We start from the raw sequence: 17,181 nt of genomic DNA, 5'->3' as shown, positions 1-17,181 counted from the left end.
CTGCTCAGGAGCGCGTGGCCTGCGCCACCTCGCCCCACTTGTGGACCATGTCGGGGTCCTTGCGGATCTGTTCCTCCGCCAGGTACATCACGACCCGGGCTGCCGTGCCGTCGTAGCGGTCCTTGAGCCGATCAGCCATCTCGTTCCAAGGGGCGACGAGCGCGAAGTGCTCGAGCATGTCGTCGGTGATGCAGTCGGCCATGCCGGAAATGTCGCCGGCGGCCATGCGATCCCGCAGCGCAGAGGTGACCCCCTCGTACCCCAGGTCGGTGAACTGGAACGAGTAGTTCGGCGTGGTGCCGTAGAAAGCGATCTGGGTCTTGGCTCGGCGAACGAGCGGCGCGAGTTCGTCACCGGAGTCGCCCGGCGCAGCGAAGACCGGCACGATCAGGTCGATCTCGTCGACGTTGCGGCCAGCGCGTTCGGCCCCCCGGGCCACCTCGGGCAGCAGCCGCTCGCGGATGTAGTGCATCGTGTGCATCGGGTGGACATGCACGCCGTCGGCAACCTCGCCGGCAACCCCATTCATCACCGGGCCGACCGAGGAGATGTCGACCTTGATGTCGCCGTAGTCGTGGCTGCGCGGCGTCCACTGGGCCGGCAGCAGGCTGAGGTTGAAGAACTCGCCCTCGTGGCTGAGCTTCTCCTCCCGCCGGAATGCCCGCAGGCAGGCCTTCACTGCTTCGGTGTAGTCGCGCATTCGCGCCGCCGGTCGATCGAACTCAGACGAGTAGCGCCGCACGATGTGACCCTTGACCTGGCTGCCGAGTCCCAGCCGGAAGCGGCCCTTGGTCTCGCCTGCGAGTTCCCACGCGATCTGGGCCGACACCATCGGGCTGCGGGGGAAGGCCACGGCGATGCCGGTGGTGAAGGTCAGGCTGGGGGCTGCCATGGCGGCCGCAGCGAGCTGCATCCAGGGCACCTGTCCGGTCTCGGTATAGAGCATCCCCGAGAAGCCGGCGCCCTCGACCTTGCGGGCCAGATCGGCCGCATCGTTCCACGTCGAGGACCCTGTCATCAGATCGAATTCCACAGCAGACTCCTTCGGGGCGAGGCGAGAACCCGCTCAACGTAGCCCCCGCCGTCCGTTCGTGCGGTAGGCGGCCCCGCGGACCGGCAGGCCGCCGTTCTACGCTGCGGCGATGGCTGCAAGTGCAAGCTACGACTGGCTATTGCTGGGCGATGTCGTCGATCGAGCGGCACGCCTGTGGGGGGATCGTCCAGCGGTGGTCTTCGGCGGCCGCCGCTGGACCTACGCCGACTTCGCCGCCGAGGTTGATCGTGTCGCCAAGGGGCTGATGGCGCTGGGCGCACAGCGCGGCGACCACGTGGCGGTGTGGATGACCAACCTGCCCGAGTGGCTGTGGCTGCAGTACGCCATTCCCAAGGTGGGCGGCTGCATCGTGCCGCTGAACACCCGGTACCGCACTGACGATGTGGCCTACACGGTGGCGCAGTCCGAGAGCCGGTTCATGATCTCGATCGATTCCTCGGGCCCGATCGATTACCGCCAGATGCTCTGCGAGGCCCATGCCGACATCGCCGCCGCCGGGCACCTCGAACAGCTCATCTTCACCGGCCAGCCGAGGGACGATGCGCTCGCCGACTCGCTGAGCTGGGAGGATCTGCTGGCGGCAGGCGAAAGCGTGTCCGACCAGGAGCTGGCTGAGCGCGCCGCGAGCGTGACTGTCGACGACCGCATGATGCTGGCGTACACGTCGGGCACGACCGGCCACCCCAAGGGCGTCGTGCACACCCATCGACCGCTGCGCAACAGCCGCGAGCGAACCATGTTGCTGGGGCACACCGCCAACGACATTCACATGAGCTACCTGCCGCTGTTTCACCTGTTCGGCTATGGCGAGGTGTCGATCCAGGCAGTGCTGAGCGGCGGCTGCCAAGTGCTGTTCGACGTCTTCGATCCGGCAGCGGTGCTGGCAGAAGTGGAATCACGTGGCGGCACCGTCCTGCATGGCTTCGATTCGCACTGGGGCGACCTGCTGCGGGCTCAGGACGAGCACCCCCGTGACGTGTCCAGCCTGCGCATGGGAACGCTGGCGGCGGGCATGGAGTCATCGACGCCGATCGCTCGGCGGGCTCAGGAAGTGTTCTGCCCGACCATCTCGGGCTGGGGCATGAGCGAATCGTGGGCGTTCGTGAGCTGCAGCCACCCCACCCACTCCGTCGAGCTGCGCACCGAGGCCTCCGGCTACCCGATGGACGGCATCGAGTACCAGATTCGTGACCTGGAGACCGGCGAAGAGTGCGCGCCCGATGTGCCGGGGGCGCTGTTCGTCCGCGGCTACACGGTCATGGAGGAATACTGGCGCCGCCCCGAGGCCACCGCCGAAGTGCTCGGCGACGATGGCTGGCTCGACACCGGCGACATCGCAAGGATGCGGCCCGACGGCCACGCCGTCTTCATCGGTCGCCACAAGGACATGCTCAAGGTAGGCGGCGAGAACGTCTCGCCGGCCGAGGTCGAGGGCTACTTGCTCGAAGTAGACGGCGTCGAGCAGATCGCAGTCGTCGGCTACCCCGACCCCCGCCTCGTAGAGGTCCCGGTCGCCTTCGTCCAGCTCACCGCAACAGCCCCACCAGAGATCACCGAGGACTCGCTCATCGAGCGCTGCCGAGGCCGCATAGCCAGCTTCAAGATCCCCCGCCGCGTGATCTTCGTAGACGAAATGCCCGCCACCCCCTCCGGCAAGATCCGCAAGGTGGAGCTGCGCGACTGGGCCTTACGAGATCTCGGCGACCCCCACCACGCCTGACCGGCCGCGATTACGGGCCAGAGAAAGCCATTGCAGGCTGACGCGGCCCGTCCAACGTGTGATCGTCGGCGAAGCCCATCGCCCGCTCTGACTCACGAGTGCGAACCTCAGCCCGAGCCACGACGTGGTGATGCACCTCGTCGGGGCCATCGGCCAACCGCAGCGTGCGCTGCGCGTGCCACATGTCCGCCAGCGGGAACCACTGCGAGACGCCCGCAGCACCGTGCATCTGGATGGCCTCGTTGATGATGTCGCAGCACTTCTCGGGCACCATCGCCTTGACGGCGCTGACCCAGACCCGGGCTTCCGCGTTGCCCAGCGTGTCCATGGCCTTCGCCGCTCGCAGCACCATGAGCCGCATCGCCTCCACTTCGATGCGTGAGCGCGACACGATCTCCATGTTCTTGCCGAGGTTGATCAGCTTCTTGCCGAAGCCCTCGCGGTTCACACCCCGATCCACCATCATCTCGATGGCCTTCTCGGCCGAGCCGATCGAGCGCATGCAGTGGTGGATGCGTCCCGGTCCGAGCCGCAGCTGGCTGATCTCGAAGCCGCGGCCTTCGCCGAGCAGGATGTTCTCCCTCGGCACGCGCACGTCGTTGAACAGGATGTGCATGTGCCCGTGGGGAGCGTCGTCGGCGCCGAACACGTGCATCGGCCCCAGGATCTCGACGCCTGGAGCATCGATCGGCACCAGGATCTGCGACTGCTGCTTGTAGGTGTCCGCGTCGGGATTCGTGCGGACCATCGTGATCATGATCTTGCAGCGGGGATCGCCGGCACCCGAGATGTAGAACTTCTCGCCGTTGATCAGCCACTCGTCGCCGTCAAGCACGGCATTGGTCTGCACCTGCTTGGCGTCCGAGCTCATCACCGCCGGCTCAGTCATGGCGTAGGCCGAGCGGATCTTGCCCTCGAGCAGCGGCTCGAGCCACTGCGCCTTCTGCTCAGGTGTGCCGACACGCTCCAGCACTTCCATGTTGCCGGTGTCGGGCGCGGAGCAGTTCAGGCACTCCGAGGCCAGCCGGTTCTTGCCCAGCTCGTTGGCGATGTAGGCGTAGTCCAGATTGCTCAGCCCTTCGCCGGTGTCGGCGTCGGGCAGGAAGAAGTTCCACAGGCCTTGCTCACGTGCCTTTGCCTTGGCGCCGTCCAGCAGCTCGAGCTGGCCGGGTGCCCAGCTCCAGCGGTCTTCGCGGTTCTCGCCCATCCGGTGGAATTCCTCGGTGATGGGGTCGACCTCGTCGCGGATGAACGCCTTGACTGCCTCGTACAGCGGCTCGACCTCGGTGGACATCCGAAGATCGAAATCGTCCATGCTCGCGGACTTCAATGCTCCGCCAACCACAGCTGCTCCCCTCGTGTGCTCGCCAGCTGCAGGTCTGCTTCTGGCGCAGTGAACCCTAGCGAGATCGGTCCTGCGGCACCGGGCTGCGGGCTTGCCTGCAGGCCGCCTATCCCCTCCCAGCGCCAGGCGCGCCGGTACCGTCGGAAGCCATGTTGCAGTGTGTTCGAGGGATGTGCACCGAAATGGCCACCGCAGGGCTGGGCTACGACGTGCCGGGAACGAGGGCGTGGCTCTACGACCTCGACGCTGCCACCATGGCTGGCACCTCCCGCCAGCGCGACATGATCATGCCGCTGTGCCGGACCCATGCGAACCGGATCAAGGTGCCGGTCGGATGGGAGCTCACTGATCAGCGAGCCCCCGAGCCCGAACCTGTCGTGCCTCGAGCCGAACCGGCTGCGGGAGCCGCCGAGGAGGCCCCGCCGCTGTTCAAGCCCCGCTCACGGCCCGAGCCCGCGGAAATGCCGGAGCCCGAGCCGGCACCGTCGTCCCTGCTCGAGCGAGCCTTCCGGGCGGCACCCTCGCGTTAGAGCAGGCTCGCCTTGCGAGCGGCCGTCAGCACCAGCCGCCCACGGGGGTTCAAGCTCGCCCGATAGCGGATCCCGTCGGCGTCGACCAGCACCAGTTCGTTGCCGTCGCTGGCAACCCGGAGCTCGACGCCGAGCTCTGCCGACAGCTCGGCCCGGCTGGCCTCCAGCGCAGACCGCATGGCGCTGCGGCGCTGCGCCTCATAGAGATCCATGTCGTACTCGACAAAGTCCCCCGGCTCAGTCCCAGAAGGCCGCACAGACAAACAATGTCACAAGCACCGTTAGCGTGATGGCGTGAGCCTGTGGCTGGCCGTGCCGCTCTCGCTGGTGTTCATCTACATCGTGTACCGGCTCGGCCTGCGAATGATGGCCACGTTCTCAAGGCCCATCCCCCCGCCCCCGCCACCAGGAGAGCTGCGACGGGTGCGGCTCACCTACCGGTGCAGCCTCTGCGGCACTGAGATGCGCATGACACGGGCACCGGTGCAGCACCCCGAACCGCCCCGCTGCTGCAGCGAGGACATGGACCTCGTCGCCAACGCCGACGAGTAGAAGATCCACAGGTTTTCCACAGTCTGGGGATAGTTACATCCGTGTGATTCGCACCAGTTATCGCCAGCGCGTCGCCAGCAGGATGCCGACCAAGACGATGGCCAAGCCCACGGCAATCCATGCGCTCGCGGGACTGCCCGGCAGCCAGCTCATGTAGTTCGCCACGATCACCGCAGTGCCGAGGCCGAGCAGCACCACAATCAGCCAGCCGAACCATGAGGCGCTCTGAGGGGCATCGCCGCCGGCGCCGTGCTGCTGTGCGGGCGCGTTCTGCGGGCGCGTGCCCTTGGGCGTGATGCGGCTGGTCTTGCGGGGTCGGGCCATGACGCGCCAACCTAACTGTTGGGATCGGTCTCTTCGCCGCCACCGGTGGGGCTGTCCCCGTCAGACTCAGCAGCGCCGATGACCATGGTGATGGTGTCGTAGTTGATCCTGATGTCGGTACCCGGCGAGGGGTCGAGGGAGATGACCTGCCCAGCGGCAGGATCGCCGTCAGCGACAGACTGCGTGCGCCGTTCGACCATGAAGCCCAGTTCTGTCAAGGCTGCTTCGACTCCGTCGGGGTCGAAGGTCTCCAGTGCCTGCAGGCTCGGAACCGTCAGCACCGCCGGCGGCTTGAACAGGTGCAGGATGACCTCGGATCCAGCGATGAGCACGGTTCCGGGCTCAGGGCTGATGTCCCGGACGACATTGGTGTTGACATCAAGATTGGACACCTCGCGCGCTGTGCGCTTCACCGTGAATCCCAGCGACAGCAGCTCTGCCTCGATCCGATCGGCCAGCGTCGTGCCGAAGTCCTCAAGTGCGGGAACGACCAACTCCTCGGGCCCGTCGGACACGATCAATGCGACTGTGCTTCCGCGTTCCACTGAGGTACCGGCCTCGGGACTGGTGCGTATCACTGTCCCTTCGGTGAATTCGGTAGAGGATTCCCGCTCGGGATCGTCCACGAGCCCGAGGCGAGCCAGCGCGACCCGCGCGTCGGTCTCGGTCTGGCCGGCCAGCCGTGGCACCTCGACCTCACCGCGGCCAGCGGAAACGGTGAGCACTATCCCTGTACCAGGCGGCCGTTGCTCAGTGCTCGGGATGCTCTGAGCGGTCACCAGCCCGCGTGCCAGACTCTCGTTGCGCTCGTCGATCCGCTCGACGCTGAAGCCTGCCGTGACCAGCACGGACTCGGCTTCTTCAAAGGTCCGCCCGACCACGTTCGGGAGCTGGACAAGCGTACGAGGGCTCCTCACGAAAAGCGTGATCGGGTTGTCGGGATCGTTGGGTTCGGCCAGCAGCAGGCCCGCTCGAGGATTCTGCTGGAACACGGTGTTCTCGTCGCCGTCACGTTCGGAGAACTCGACGGTGACGTGCTCGAAACCGGCGTCCTCCAGCGCTCGTTCTGCATCGGCGAAATGCAGATCCACCACATTGGGCACTCGCAGCCGCACATCGGAGGTGCTCTCGGGTTCGGCCACCACCCCGGATTCGCCGCGGTCGTTGACCAGCAGGAACACCAGCCCGGCGATGACCAGCAGCAAGATGACCAGCAGCGTGATCCACATCGGCGTGCGATCGGGCGGCTCCACCGCGCCCGGCGGCGGCCCCTGCGGGTACTGCGGCGGGTACTGCGGGCCGCCGTAGTCACCTGCGCCGCCTCCATGGCGGCCGTAGGGGGGCGCCGCCGGTGGGGCGGCTGGCGGCTGCTGGTACGCCGGAGTCGGAGCCTGCGGCGGAGCGGCGGCCTGTTCCCCAGCGGAAGTGCGCGGTGCCCCTTCAGGCGGAGCAGCCGTCACTGCGGGGAAGTACGCCGTGATGTCGGTCGCGGCAGCATGTGTCGGCTGACCAGCCCGGAACCGCAGCAAGTCGTTGCGCAGCTCGGCGGCCGAGCCATAGCGCGCCTCGGGATCCTTGGCGAGTCCACGCAGGCAAATGGCCTCGAGTTCGTGAGGAACGTCGGCGTTGTAACGCGATGGCGGGACCGGCGCTTCCTGGACATGTTTGTAGGCGATGGCGACGGGACTCTCCCCGGTGAACGGCGGACCGGCCGTGAGCACCTCGTAGAGCACGACCGACAGGGAGTACACATCGCTGCGCGGATCGGCATCGAGCCCCTGCGCCTGTTCGGGCGACAGGTAGGTAGCGGTGCCCATGACAGAACCGGTGCGGGTCAGGTCGTCGTTCCCGCCGCCGAGCGCCCGTGCGATGCCGAAATCGGCCACCTTGACCTGGCCGGCCTGGGTGATCATGACGTTGCCCGGCTTGATGTCGCGGTGCACGACGCCGTTGCCGTGAGCGAAAGCAAGCGCAGCGGCGATGTCGATGGCGATGTCCGCAGCACGATCAGGATGCAGCGGGCCGTCGCTGCGGATGACCTCCGCCAGGCTTCGACCCTCGACGTACTCCATCACGATGTAGTACGTGCCTTCGTGGTTGCCCCAGTCGTACACGCCGACCACGTTCGGCTGGCTCAGGTTCGCGGCAGCTTGGGCCTCACGCCGGAACCGTTCGACGAACGACGAGTCGGTAGCGAATTCGGGGAACAGGACCTTGACGGCGACGGGCCGGTCGAGCAGGCGGTCACGGCCCAGGAACACCTCGGACATTCCGCCTCGCGCGATGCGGCTGAACAGCTCGTAGCGACCGCCGAAGATTGGGTTGTCGGTGTCTGCCATGAGCACGGGGCGGGTGATCGGGCCGTCGAGGCGGCTGCGAGGCGGTCGGGCGAGCTAGGGACGGTCGGGCTGCGGAACTGCTCGCAGCGCAAGGGCGGCTTCCGCTGCGGTCGCAGCGATCATCGTTGCCAAGGTACCGCCGCCTCGCGGGTCCCCGATGTCAAGAGTGGCATCGGGTTCGATCAGCACCGCGACCGCAACCGTGGGTGCATCGGCTGGGGCCAGCAGCACCGCCCAGCCCCCCATGCGCGCACGGTCACCGGTCGCTTCGCCCAGCCAGCCGACGGCAGACGCCGCGGCGAGCTCGACGCCGTCGGCCGACTCAAGGCTGATCGACGATTGCCGTGCCTCTGCGATCATGCGAGCCAGCAATGCGGCTGCGTCGGCCGGAGAGAACAGGCGCCCGGCTTCGCGTGGTGTGCTCTCGACCGATGCATCGGGCGCTGACGCTTCGCCCTCGTTCGAACGGATGTCAACGCGGTGCACGACGTGGGGGCGCATGCGGATCCCGTCATTGGCGAGCGACGCGGCCGCCAGCGCGAGCTGCAGCGGTGTCAATCGCACCCGTTCGACATCGCCATCGCCCATGCCGGGGTCGTTTGGATCAGCCCCATCCGGTTCGCTGGGCAGATCGATGCTGGTCGAGCCCGGCTCCTGACGTGCGCCCTCCAGCAAATCGACACCCGCTCGGCTGAGCGATTCGCTGACGCCGAGGGCGTAGTGACGCTGGTAGGCGCGTGCCGAAGGAAGCCCAGCATCCGCTCCATCAGCGTCGGGCCCCAGCGATACCAGCGCACCTGGGTCAAGACTCGGACGCGACCACATCGCGACGACCGCGCCGGTCGCCGGGTCGATGACAACGATGGCGCCGTCACGGTCGCCCAGCGCAGCACGTGCGGTGAGCTGCACTCCGTGGTTCAGGGTCAGCACGATGTCGCCCACTCGACCGCTGTCGGCGAACAGGTCGGTCAGCTCCCGCACAGCGATGCCGGTCGTCGTGCCGGACAGCTCGCTGTCGTAGCTGCGCTCGACCCCGCTCGCCCCGGCCTCAGGTCCCAGGTAGCCGACGATGTGCGCATAGAGCGGTCCGTGCGGGTATGTGCGCAGCACGGGCGCGCCGTTCCTGTCGCCGGGACTGATCGAAGGCGCAAGGGTCTCGCCGTCGACGCTGGCGATCCCACCGCGCGCGTTGCCGATGGCAGCCGCGGCTGCGCGTGTGTTGAGTTCGTGCCGACGCAGCTCGCCAGCCCTCACGAAGCCGATGTTGGTGAGTTGAACCAACAGGACCGCGAAGCCGGCGGCGAGCGCCAGAGTCAGCCGGATGACACGGCGATTCACGGACTGCTCAGCGGGAGTTGTTGCGGCTCGCCGTGAGGGGCATCGCTGGCATCGGAGATGGCCAGCAACAACCCGACGGCCATGCAGTTGCCCACCATTGCCAATGGTCCGTAGGCCACGAACGGCAAAGCTCCGACGGTGTGCGGCAGCAGCCGCAACACGCCGGCAACGGTGAACAGCGCCTGCAGCCCGATGATCGACGTGGCAGCGGTTGCCAGAAGTCGGTGGGTTCGGTGCGCGCGCTGGGCGATGCCGGCGCCGATGCCGACCAGCAAGATGAATGCGGCGAGCAGTGCGGCGCCGCCCAGGATGCCGAGTTCTTCGGCAATGACGGCAAAGATGAACTCGCTGTGCGCTTCGGGCAAGTGCTGCGGCGCGCCGAGTCCGGGTCCCACCCCGCTGATGCCGCCGGCGCTGATTGCAAAGGCCGCGTCGACGACCGCTGCTCCTTCGGCATCGATCCACGGGTTCAGCCAGTAGTGCGCTTGTGCCGACAGCCGGTCATACACGGTGACCAGCACGCCGACACCGATGGCGTAGGTGACGAGTACCCCGTTGAGTGCCCTCGCACGCGTCGATCGGGGCATGGTCGGCACGTCACTGCCGACGAGATCGTCTCCGTCGAGCCACAGCGGCAGCCAGGCCGCTGCAAAGATGATCACCGACGAAGCGAGGTCAGCACCGATGATGAGCAGCGCCCACGCGCCGACTGCCGCAGCGCTCGCTCCTGCGGCATGGCGGTGCGGGGTGAGGCGGGGCCCAAGCCAGCGCGGCGCGGTTGCTGTGAGCCCGCAGGCAGCGACGACAGCGACGATCTTGGCGAGACCGTAGGGCTGGACGCTCAGCAGCGTCCCCAAATCCAGCCACTGCCGCGGAGGCTCGTACGCGCCGGCCGAGACATCGGCTCCGCCGGAGAAGCTCCCCACGGCAAGAAGCGCCGCCGCGATGAGCCCGCACGCGCCAGGGCGGCTCAGGAACCAGTCGAGCCGCCGTGCGGCCGCCAAGCTTCCGACAATGGCTGCGAAGCCCAGCAGCACAGCGACTGCTTGTTCGGACGCCAGCCGGGCGTCGACCCGCGCGACGAAGACCCAGCCGATGCCGATGAGCAACCCGACGATCCCGAGCAACAGCTCATTGCTGTTCGGCGCCCACCGCTTGATCGCGACGCGGGCAGCCGCACCGCCGGCCACGACGGCTGCCAGCCAGCCGGCGGTGCCCCACAGCGATTCGGCGCCGCCCGAGCTGCTGGCACCGCCCCAGAACGAGTTCTGCTCCACACCGAGCGCGGTGACGGCAAATGTCGTGCAAACCACCACGCCCGCCATTGCGGCGAGCGCTGTCTCGGTGCGGCGTCGGACTCGCAGCGACGGATCCTCTCAGCGCGCGCGCGAACGTCGCCAGCTGCGTCGCCTCGACGTTCGCTGGATGCTGCCGTCAGGCTGCGGGGCCTCGGCGTGCGCCGTCGTCGGTTCGCTCGCGATCCCCTCGATGTCGACGTCGACCACCAGTGCGGTCGAGTTGTCGCGTCCCCCGCGGTCATTCGCCTGCCGCACCAGGGCGCGTGCCACATCCGACGGGTGCTCGTCGATATCGAGCAGCTCGGAGATGTCGGACTCGTCCAGTTCGTTGGTCACGCCGTCTGTGCACAACAGGAATCGATCGTTGCCGGTGAGCTCGAGGATCCAGTCGTCGACCATCACCTCGGGCTCCACGCCGATGGCCCGAGTCAGCGTGTTGCGCCGCGGATGGTCAGCGGCCTGCTCGGCGGTGAGGTCGCCGGCGCGGATCATCTCGGCCACGAAATTGTGATCGATCGTGAGCTGGGTGAGCTCGCCCCCCTGGAATCGGTAGACGCGGGAATCGCCCACGTTGACCAAGCACCAGACGCGGTTGTCGTCTTGCTGCACCACGGCGATGGCACACAGCGTGGTGCCCATGCCCGCGAGATCCGCATGGGCAGTCGATCGGTGATGCACCACTTGGTTGGCATGGCGAACCGCTCCCAGCAACTCGGCTGGCGTCGAGGGGGAGTTTGCGGCGACGGTCTTCACCGCGAGGCTCGATGCGACGCTGCCGCCGAGGTGGCCGCCCATGCCGTCGGCCACCACGAACAGTCCGATGTCGGCGTACATGGCGTCCTGGTTTTCGGCGCGGCGCAGGCCCCGATCCGACGCTCCGCCCCAGCGAATGCGCATCTGGCGGGCAGGCGCGTTCATAGCGGCCCAGTCTCGCGGCTTCGGGACACCGTCACGCGCTGACCTCGAAGACGGTGGAGCCGACTTGCACGAAATCGCCGATGCGCACAACGGTGGCGTTGGCGACCTTCTGACGGTTCAGGTAGGTCCCGTTCGTCGACCCCAGATCCTCCAGCAAGTGCTGGCTGCCGTCGCGGTACAGGCGGGCATGAGCCTGCGACGAGTAGCTGTCGTCGATGATCACGTCGCACTCGGGACTTCGCCCGATGGTCAGCGCGTCGGCCAGAACGTGCCGTTCCCCTTGAGCGCTCAACGGCGAACGGACGACCAAAGCTGCCGGCTGCGGGGCCGCAGTGCCGTTGGGGGACCCGTCTCCGCGCCATGCACGCAGCGATCTCCAGCTGAGGTGATTGCGGGGTGTCGCGACACCGGCCCACACGGCTCGCATCACCCGGAAGAAGAACAGGTACAGCAGGACAAGCACGCACAGCGCGAGCAGCCGCACCAACTGCTCAGACATCAGTCCAGCTCCAGCCGCAGTTCATGAGTGCCGATAGTCACGACATCGCCGTTCGACAAGCGTTCGCTGGTGATCTCGACTCCGTTCAGCAGCGTGCCGTTCACACTGGCGAGGTCCACCAGCAGCAGGCCGTCCGCGCTGGACCTGATCTGCGCATGCCGCCGTGAGACCTTCGGCCCGTTCAGCACGATGTCGCAGTCCTCGCGCCGTCCGATGACCGTCGAAGAGCCCAGTTCGTGGCACTGTCCGTCGCTGCCGACCAGGCTGGCGCCACCCACGAGGGCCCAGTGTAGGAGCGGAGGTTCGCGGGCTAGTCTGTTCGCCCCACGCGCGAGTGGCGGAATTGGCAGACGCGCAGGCTTCAGGTGCCTGTGCCCGCAAGGGTGTGAGGGTTCAAGTCCCTCCTCGCGCACTGCACACGAGCGGCAAGCGAACTGCAGCGCACCGGGCCGGTCAGTCGAGAGCGCCCTCGTGCTGGAGCAGCTGGGTCTTGAGGTCGAGGCCGCCGCCGAACCCGGTGAGTGAGCCGTTGGCGCCGATGACCCGGTGGCATGGCAGCACGATGGGGACGGGATTGCGGCCGTTGGCTTGGCCGACGGCGCGTACCGCCTTGGGGCGACCGATGAGGGCGGCCTGCTCGCCGTAGCTGCGGGTGCTGCCGTAGGGGATGTCGCCGAGTGCGCGCCAGGCGGCCTCTTGGAATGGCGTGCCGCGCAGGTCCAGCGGAAGGTCGAAGCTGGTGCGGTCGCCGTCGAAGTACTCGCCGAGCTGATGCGCAGCTTGGCGCAGGATCGGATGATCGGGGTCTTCGACCATGTCGTCGGGCAGCTTGACGGAGGTCTCGTCGCCGCGCCACGACACGGCGCGCAGTCCCTCGTCGGTGGCCACTAGGCCCAGCGGCCCGATGGGGCTGTCGACAGTCGTATGCCAGTGGGTGTCGGTGCTCATGTTGGCTCGGTGCTCCTCGGATAGCAGGGACGGGTTGGGGGAAGGCGGTAGTGGGAGGGCAGATCAGCGAGTGCTCGGACCCGATTGGCGGCTGGCATGCCAGAGGTGCTGCGCGGCCCACGAACGGTACGGGCGCCAGCTGTCCGCGAGCGCCTCGAGTTCGCGGGCGCCGACCGGGCGGCCGACCAAGCGTTCCGCTGCGCGCCGCAGGCCCAGGTCGGACGCCGGAAAGGCGTCGTCATGGCCGAACACCCGCATTGCGATGAGGTGCGCGGTCCACGGGCCGATCCCCGGCAGCTCGCACAGCCGGGACACGGTTGCATCCAGCGTGTCGACGGCGGTCAAGTCCAACTCGCCGTCAGCCACCGCTTGGGAGAAGCCGACGATCGTGGCGATGCGCTGCTGGGTGAAACCCAGGCCGTCGAACCCCGTCCCACCCGCGCTCGCAAGCGTTGTGGCGCTCGGGAACAGGTGCGTGAGCGGCACCAAGACGTCGTCGCAGCACTCCAGCACGGGGTCGATCGGTGTGCCGAAGCGCTCGGCAATGCGGCCGCTGAGCGTGGACGCTGCCGCAAGCGAAATCTGCTGCCCCACGATGATCCGCACGGCGGTCTCGAAGCGATCCCACGCGCGCGGCACGCGCAGCCCCGGAGTCGTGCGCACGAGCGGGCCGATGACGGGGTCTTTCCCCAGCGTGGCAGCCGCAGCGGCGGGATCTTCATCGGTTCCCAGCAGCGTGCGGACCCGACTCACTGCGTCGATGATCGAGTCGTAGGTCGGCAGATGCAGCCGCAGCTGCAGGTGCTCGCGTTCGCCTGGCAGGGCTGCCACCTCTGCAATGCCCGGGTGCCCGCAAGCACTGAAGCTGCGCACATACGTCGGCCCGGTCTCATCTGCGACCACGGCTTCCACGCCGGGAATCGACCGGCAGTCCTGATGCTCGACGAACGCGTTGAAGTCGTACGGCGCCAGCGTGGGCACCGTCAGCACCAGACCCCCGTCGAGTTCTGCGTAGTCGCTGCCGCTGCGCTTGGAGCGCAGCTCGGTCGGTGTGAAGCAGAACACCGAGGTCATGGCCCGGTGCAGTTGCCGTGGTCCGCCGAACCCTGCGGCGCGCGCGATCTCGGCGAACGTCAGATCGGTGTCGTCGATGAGGCAGCGCGCGAAGTGCGCCCGGCGGGAGCGGGCAATCGTGGTGGGGGTGGCGCCGACATGCTGTTCGAACAGGCGTCGAAGCTGCCGGCCGCTGTAGCCCACGTGGGTCGCCAGCGTCTCCTCGTCATGGCTGTCGAGGTAGCCGTCGTTGATGTGCAGCAGCGCCGCCGCGACCGGCGCGGGCACGTCGAGATCGGCGAGCGAACCGGCGCGGCGTTCGGGGTGGCAGCGCAGGCAGGGCCGGAACCCTGCTGCTTCTGCCGCTACTTGGTTGGAGTAGTGCGTGACGTTGTGCGGCAGCGGCTCCGCCGAGCAGTCAGCGCGGCAGTAGATGCCAGTGGTGCGAACGGCCTCGACCTGCATGCGAGCAGTCTGGCGCCTACCAGTCGGACAGAAACGGACATTATGTTGCGTGTCCGAATATGTCTGGTTCAGCTGTCTGCACGATGGGCACGGCGGCGGCGGAGCCACCACCACGCCACCAGGAGCGCAATCGCGATGACCGGCAGGAACGGCAACAGCGCGCCGATGACCAGCAGCACACCGTTCCCGACAGCCACCAGGGCATCCCAGCCCCCGCTCAGCGCGTCACCGAAGCCAGGCGACGCCTCCTCTTCGTAGACGAAGAGGTACAGACCGTGGCTGCGGGCCAGGCGGGCGAGCTCTGTGCCGGCTTCGGTGACTGGCACGGCGCTGAGGCGCACATCGATCTCAAGTCCCCGCGTGGCCACTCGGCCCGCGATGCGGCCATCGGTCACTGTCTCTGTCAGCGTGGCGACCACTCGTTCACCCGGTTCGATCCGCTCCAGGTCCGCGCCGTTGAGCACGGTCAGATCGTCGTTGGCGAAGCGCAGCGCATGCGAGCTGAGCCGTATGTCGGTCAGCGCCGTCTCGCCGTCGTTCTCCAGCTCTATGCAGAGGCCGACGTCGCCGTCAGGCGGTGAGTCCACGTGCTCGAATCCGAGGCAGGGATCCTCGTCGCCGAGCGCCAGCCAGGCTTGCATGACCACTGAGGTGGGCGGCACCGCCTCGACGGACTCGGTGATGGACAGTGTGATCGTCGACAACTCCACCCGATTTCGCAGCGACCGCAGCTGCCCGCGGAGGCGCTCCAGGTTGGATTCGCGGTTTGCCAGCTCGCGCTCCAGCTCGGCCACGCCGTCTACCTCTGTGGCCTGTGACAGGAATTCCCGCAGCCGGTTCACGCTGATCTCCGCGGTGGAGATGCGGCTGTTCAGGTCCACGACGACGTCGCTGACGTCTTCCGCGTTCACGGACTGCTCGACCAGCTCACCGACGTTGGACAGCTGCGCCAGCGCAGTGCGGAACTGCTCCGGTCGGATCTTGAACGTCAGCGTGGTGTGCGCTCGGCCCTGGGTGCGGGTGTCCTGGGCGAACGTGAAGCCGCCGAGCGTCTCGATGATCGAGCTGGCTCGGGCCGCTGCGGCAGCCACGTCGGCCGACTCCACCGCGATCCAGGCTGTGTAGATGATGTCGCGGTCCAGATCCGCCGGCACTGCGGGCACGCCGGCTGCCAGGGTGCTGGTGCCAGATTCGTCCGACATCTCTTCGTCCGCTGCGGCGTCTCCGAGCGCCCGCCTGCTCGCCTGGCCCTCTGTCAACGTCACCTCAGCGGCCATCTCCTCCTCCGTCATCTCCTCGGCGAACATGGCGTCGTCAGATGCAGCGAAGCTCGCCGGCGCGTCTTCGGTGTAGGCGGAGTCGCTGTCGTCGCTCCCGCCGGCGCAGGCCGCTGCCAGCAGCAGTGCTGCGGCCACCGCCAGCCACCGTGCCCATCTGCCCCCGGAGCGCTTGATCGTTGAATCTGCTGGAACAGCCATGGCGTTCCCTCCCCTCGGCGGCTGCGCGTTGCGCAGCTCTACCCGAATGACGTCCATCGTTCCGGCGGCGTTCCGGCAGCGCCATTGCAGTTCCGTGTCGTTCAGGAAACTATGACGCACCTCGGTGTCATGGGGCGGTGCGCGCCGTCAGCGGAAGGCGGGGATATTGGTGATCTGCTGGCCGAGGATCAACCCGTGGATCTCCTCGGTGCCCTCGTAGGTCATGACCGATTCCATGTTCGCCGCATGGCGCATCGGCGCGTATTCCGTCGAGACCCCGTTGGCGCCCATCATCGCTCGGGCGGTGCGGGCCGTATCGATGGCCACCCGGCAGTTGTGCCGCTTGGCCATCGAGATGTGGTGGGGCCGCAGGCGGTGCTGTTCTTTGAGCTGGCCGAGCCGCATGGCCTGCAGGTTGGCATTGGTGATGTCGGTGAGCATGTCGGCGAACTTGATCTGGCTGATCTGGAAGCCGGCCAGCGGCTTGCCGAACTGCGGGCGTTCGAGCTGGTAGTCGAGTGCCGCTTCGTAGCAGCAGCGGGCCACGCCCACGGCGCCGAAGGCGATGCCGAAACGGGCCTCGGACAGGCAGCTCAGCGGCGCGCCGATGCTGAGTGCGTCGGGCAGGCGCATCGACTCGGGCACCTCGACGTCGTCCATGTAGAACTCGCCGGTCACCGAGGCCCGCAGCGAGAGCTTGTTCTGGATCTTGCGAGCCTCGAAGCCAGGCGAGTCGGTGGGCACCAGGAAGCCCCGGAAGCCGTCGTCGGTGTTGGCCCACACGATGGCCAGATCGGCCAGCCCGGCATTGGTGATCCACCGCTTGGCCCCGTTGAGGATCCAGCTGTCGCCCCGGCGCACGGCGCGGGTCGTCATCGACGCCGGATCGGAGCCGTGGTCGGGCTCGGTCAGCCCGAAGCAGCCGATGACCTCGCCCGCGGCCATGCGCGGCAGCCACTGCTCCTTCTGCTCAGTCGAGCCGTAGCGCCAGATGGGGAACATGCACAGCGATCCCTGCACCGACACGAAGCTGCGCAGCCCGCTGTCGCCGGCTTCCAGCTCCCGGCAGGCCACGCCGTACGCCATCGCCGAGGCGCCGGCGCAGCCGTAGCCGTCGAGATGCATGCCGAGCAGGCCCATGTCGGCGATGGTCGGGACCAGCTCCATGGGGAAGGTGCCCGCCTCGAAGTGGTCGCCCACGATCGGATCCCATTCTTTGGCGACGAACGCGGCGACCGTGTCGCGGATCATGGTTTCCTCGTCAGAGAGGAATTCGTCCATCTCGTAGAAGTCCGACAAGGGCGCAGGCGTCTGGCTCAT

Annotated in this window: 17 protein-coding genes and 1 tRNA gene; 4 read left to right on the top strand and 14 right to left on the bottom strand. The window is 67.6% G+C overall.

The genetic code is table 11. The features are described 5' to 3' along the window. Window positions 1-4: 4 nt before the first annotated feature. Entirely contained in the window at window positions 5-1,033 is a 1,029-nt protein-coding gene (locus tag ACOGXE_RS08435) for a TIGR03617 family F420-dependent LLM class oxidoreductase (RefSeq protein ID WP_419930501.1), read from the bottom strand. Between the two features lie 109 nt (window positions 1,034-1,142). Between ACOGXE_RS08435 and ACOGXE_RS08430 the strand changes: the two genes are divergently transcribed. Next, a complete protein-coding gene (locus ACOGXE_RS08430) occupies window positions 1,143-2,774 on the top strand; it encodes a class I adenylate-forming enzyme family protein (protein ID WP_419930500.1) in 1,632 nt (543 codons plus the stop codon). Window positions 2,775-2,784: 10 nt separating this feature from the next. On the opposite strand, the gene ACOGXE_RS08425 is transcribed toward ACOGXE_RS08430, so the two are convergent. Next, window positions 2,785-4,089, bottom strand: a complete 1,305-nt coding sequence (locus ACOGXE_RS08425) for an acyl-CoA dehydrogenase family protein (RefSeq protein WP_419930499.1) — start codon at window positions 4,087-4,089, stop codon at window positions 2,785-2,787. A 179-nt stretch (window positions 4,090-4,268) separates the two neighbouring features. Between ACOGXE_RS08425 and ACOGXE_RS08420 the strand changes: the two genes are divergently transcribed. Next, window positions 4,269-4,649 (top strand): DUF3499 family protein, encoded by a 381-nt coding sequence (locus ACOGXE_RS08420; protein ID WP_419930498.1) that lies wholly within the window; start codon window positions 4,269-4,271, stop codon window positions 4,647-4,649. Here the strand turns inward: ACOGXE_RS08420 and ACOGXE_RS08415 are convergent. Next, entirely contained in the window at window positions 4,646-4,906 is a 261-nt protein-coding gene (locus ACOGXE_RS08415) for a hypothetical protein (RefSeq protein WP_419930497.1), read from the bottom strand. The two genes, ACOGXE_RS08420 and ACOGXE_RS08415, sit on opposite strands and share 4 nt — an antisense overlap. A 37-nt stretch (window positions 4,907-4,943) precedes the next feature. On the opposite strand from ACOGXE_RS08415, the gene ACOGXE_RS08410 reads away from it, so the two are divergent. Further along, a complete protein-coding gene (locus ACOGXE_RS08410) occupies window positions 4,944-5,201 on the top strand; it encodes a hypothetical protein (RefSeq protein ID WP_419863326.1) in 258 nt (85 codons plus the stop codon). A gap of 57 nt (window positions 5,202-5,258) precedes the next feature. Here the strand turns inward: ACOGXE_RS08410 and ACOGXE_RS08405 are convergent, their stop codons facing one another. The 7 genes from ACOGXE_RS08405 to ACOGXE_RS08375 are packed head-to-tail and all read right to left on the bottom strand — an operon-like array spanning window position 5,259 to window position 12,195. Beyond that, window positions 5,259-5,525 (bottom strand): cell division protein CrgA, encoded by a 267-nt coding sequence (locus tag ACOGXE_RS08405; RefSeq protein WP_419930496.1) that lies wholly within the window; start codon window positions 5,523-5,525, stop codon window positions 5,259-5,261. A gap of 11 nt (window positions 5,526-5,536) precedes the next feature. Then, window positions 5,537-7,864 (bottom strand): Stk1 family PASTA domain-containing Ser/Thr kinase, encoded by a 2,328-nt coding sequence (pknB, locus tag ACOGXE_RS08400; protein WP_419930495.1) that lies wholly within the window; start codon window positions 7,862-7,864, stop codon window positions 5,537-5,539. A 54-nt stretch (window positions 7,865-7,918) separates the two neighbouring features. Further along, complete coding sequence (locus tag ACOGXE_RS08395; RefSeq protein WP_419930494.1) at window positions 7,919-9,202, bottom strand: penicillin-binding transpeptidase domain-containing protein; 1,284 nt, start codon at window positions 9,200-9,202, stop codon at window positions 7,919-7,921. Continuing rightward, the gene (locus ACOGXE_RS08390) at window positions 9,199-10,527 is read right to left on the bottom strand and encodes an FtsW/RodA/SpoVE family cell cycle protein (RefSeq protein WP_419930493.1); all 1,329 of its coding nucleotides are present in this window, start codon (window positions 10,525-10,527) and stop codon (window positions 9,199-9,201) included. Before ACOGXE_RS08390 ends, ACOGXE_RS08395 begins: the two co-directional genes overlap by 4 nt. A gap of 51 nt (window positions 10,528-10,578) precedes the next feature. Next, window positions 10,579-11,418 (bottom strand): PP2C family protein-serine/threonine phosphatase, encoded by an 840-nt coding sequence (locus ACOGXE_RS08385; RefSeq protein ID WP_419930492.1) that lies wholly within the window; start codon window positions 11,416-11,418, stop codon window positions 10,579-10,581. 31 nt (window positions 11,419-11,449) lie between these two features. Then, entirely contained in the window at window positions 11,450-11,917 is a 468-nt protein-coding gene (locus ACOGXE_RS08380) for an FHA domain-containing protein (RefSeq protein WP_419930491.1), read from the bottom strand. Beyond that, window positions 11,917-12,195, bottom strand: coding sequence for an FHA domain-containing protein (locus ACOGXE_RS08375; RefSeq protein ID WP_419930490.1), 279 nt, complete (start codon window positions 12,193-12,195; stop codon window positions 11,917-11,919). The genes ACOGXE_RS08380 and ACOGXE_RS08375 overlap by 1 nt, the downstream gene beginning before the upstream one ends. Window positions 12,196-12,245: 50 nt before the next feature. Between ACOGXE_RS08375 and ACOGXE_RS08370 the strand changes: the two genes are divergently transcribed. Then, a tRNA-Leu gene (locus tag ACOGXE_RS08370) sits at window positions 12,246-12,329 on the top strand. A gap of 41 nt (window positions 12,330-12,370) precedes the next feature. Here the strand turns inward: ACOGXE_RS08370 and ACOGXE_RS08365 are convergent. The 4 genes from ACOGXE_RS08365 to ACOGXE_RS08350 form a co-directional block, all read right to left on the bottom strand. Next, complete coding sequence (locus ACOGXE_RS08365) at window positions 12,371-12,865, bottom strand: methylated-DNA--[protein]-cysteine S-methyltransferase (RefSeq protein ID WP_419930489.1); 495 nt, start codon at window positions 12,863-12,865, stop codon at window positions 12,371-12,373. A gap of 63 nt (window positions 12,866-12,928) precedes the next feature. After that, entirely contained in the window at window positions 12,929-14,383 is a 1,455-nt protein-coding gene (locus ACOGXE_RS08360) for an AlkA N-terminal domain-containing protein (RefSeq protein ID WP_419930488.1), read from the bottom strand. A 68-nt stretch (window positions 14,384-14,451) separates the two neighbouring features. Beyond that, the gene (locus tag ACOGXE_RS08355) at window positions 14,452-15,861 is read right to left on the bottom strand and encodes a DUF4349 domain-containing protein (RefSeq protein WP_419930487.1); all 1,410 of its coding nucleotides are present in this window, start codon (window positions 15,859-15,861) and stop codon (window positions 14,452-14,454) included. Between the two features lie 147 nt (window positions 15,862-16,008). Further along, entirely contained in the window at window positions 16,009-17,181 is a 1,173-nt protein-coding gene (locus tag ACOGXE_RS08350; RefSeq protein ID WP_419930486.1) for an acyl-CoA dehydrogenase family protein, read from the bottom strand.

It is taken from the genome of Candidatus Poriferisodalis sp. (assembly GCF_965208555.1).
Lineage (GTDB): Bacteria > Actinomycetota > Acidimicrobiia > Acidimicrobiales > Poriferisodalaceae > Poriferisodalis.
The sequence above is the reverse complement of the archived record's forward strand: the minus strand, read 5'-3'. Positions and strand labels throughout refer to the sequence as shown.

Bases quoted from the DNA above. Each gene is read 5' to 3' on its own strand.
- ACOGXE_RS08365 (WP_419930489.1), bottom strand. From the start codon at position 12,865: ATGAGCACCGACACCCACTGGCATACGACTGTCGACAGCCCCATCGGG.
- ACOGXE_RS08425 (WP_419930499.1), bottom strand. From the start codon at position 4,089: ATGGACGATTTCGATCTTCGGATGTCCACCGAGGTCGAGCCGCTGTAC.
- ACOGXE_RS08385 (WP_419930492.1), bottom strand. From the start codon at position 11,418: ATGAACGCGCCTGCCCGCCAGATGCGCATTCGCTGGGGCGGAGCGTCG.
- ACOGXE_RS08360 (WP_419930488.1), bottom strand. From the start codon at position 14,383: ATGCAGGTCGAGGCCGTTCGCACCACTGGCATCTACTGCCGCGCTGAC.
- ACOGXE_RS08430 (WP_419930500.1), top strand. From the start codon at position 1,143: ATGGCTGCAAGTGCAAGCTACGACTGGCTATTGCTGGGCGATGTCGTC.
- ACOGXE_RS08390 (WP_419930493.1), bottom strand. From the start codon at position 10,527: ATGGCGGGCGTGGTGGTTTGCACGACATTTGCCGTCACCGCGCTCGGT.
- pknB (WP_419930495.1), bottom strand. From the start codon at position 7,864: ATGGCAGACACCGACAACCCAATCTTCGGCGGTCGCTACGAGCTGTTC.
- ACOGXE_RS08380 (WP_419930491.1), bottom strand. From the start codon at position 11,917: ATGTCTGAGCAGTTGGTGCGGCTGCTCGCGCTGTGCGTGCTTGTCCTG.
- ACOGXE_RS08420 (WP_419930498.1), top strand. From the start codon at position 4,269: ATGTTGCAGTGTGTTCGAGGGATGTGCACCGAAATGGCCACCGCAGGG.
- ACOGXE_RS08355 (WP_419930487.1), bottom strand. From the start codon at position 15,861: ATGGCTGTTCCAGCAGATTCAACGATCAAGCGCTCCGGGGGCAGATGG.
- ACOGXE_RS08405 (WP_419930496.1), bottom strand. From the start codon at position 5,525: ATGGCCCGACCCCGCAAGACCAGCCGCATCACGCCCAAGGGCACGCGC.
- ACOGXE_RS08350 (WP_419930486.1), bottom strand. From the start codon at position 17,181: ATGAGCCAGACGCCTGCGCCCTTGTCGGACTTCTACGAGATGGACGAA.